Source organism: Collinsella sp. D33t1_170424_A12 (assembly GCF_015554865.1).
In the GTDB taxonomy this organism is placed as follows: Bacteria; Actinomycetota; Coriobacteriia; order Coriobacteriales; family Coriobacteriaceae; genus Collinsella.
Genome location: NZ_JADNJJ010000172.1, coordinates 1 through 1,095 on the forward strand (window position 1 = coordinate 1; position 1,095 = coordinate 1,095).

Here is a 1,095-nt window from a genome sequence, read left to right on the forward strand (position 1 = left end):
AACCCCCGTTTGACGGGGAGTGGGTGGAGCTCGGAGATGTGACGCGACCGTCTTCTCGCCGGAATAAGCTGGGAAAATGCCGCCTTGTTTACAGCGTCACTAATTCACAGGGTTTTGTGCTCTCCGCTGATTACTTTTCAAAGGAGGTTTTCAGCAAGGAACTCACAGCTTATAAAGTGGTGGAAAAGGGCCAAATTGCGTATAACCCATCGCGCATCAACGTTGGCTCAGTTGCTTTGCAAGATAAAGAAGCTGAAGTGGTTGTCAGTCCTCTTTATGTTGTTTTTTCTGTTGATGAAAACCGATTGAACCCTGCCTACCTTCTTCGCTTTCTGAAGAGTGAGTCTGGGTTGAAGCAGATAGGGTTTCAGTCAATTGGAACTGTTAGGAACAACTTAAGATATGACGGGCTGAGCAAGATCAACCTGGTCGTTCCACCTGTGGATGAACAGGAAAGAAGGCTCCATATACTTGTTGCCATCGAGAGGCAGCTCGAGACGGCGCGGGATATCATTTTGCGTTTTGACGATTTGGTTAAATCCCGGTTTGTCGAGATGTTTGGGGACCCATGCGATCCTGATTCATCAAAACTCCCGGGCTTTCCTCTTAAGAATATTTGCGACCTGCGCATCGGTCCATTCGGAAGTGCGTTGCATAAAGAGGACTACATTGTGGGCGGTCACCCTGTGGTCAATCCCTCGCATATTGTCGACGGTCGCATCGAGGTGGATAACTCATTGACTGTTGGAGACGATAAGTTTGCATCGATGGGGCCATATCATCTTCGAAGGGGTGACGTGGTGCTTGGTAGGCGTGGTGAGATAGGACGATGTGCCGTTGTTGACATTGAAGGGCTGCTCTGTGGGACGGGAAGTATGATTCTGAGGCCGCACGCGGATGTGTGCAGTAGCGATTATTTGCAGCGCGTGGTTTCGTTCCCGTCGTTTTCGACTTCATTGGAGCGGCAGGCAGTGGGGGTGACAATGAAAAACCTGAACGCCAAGATAGTCGGCAGCGCCGTGGTTGTTCTGCCTCCCCTTGTCCTCCAACAAGAGTTCGCTGCCTTCGTCGCCGAGGTCGACAAATCGAGGTTTA

Annotated in this window: 1 protein-coding gene; it reads left to right on the top strand. The window is 50.5% G+C overall.

Annotated features, from left to right (window positions below):
* Window positions 1–23: 23 nt before the first annotated feature.
* Window positions 24–1,095, top strand: a 1,072-nt coding sequence (locus tag I2E26_RS07390) for a restriction endonuclease subunit S (protein ID WP_195420221.1), incomplete at its 3' end; no start/stop codon positions are given.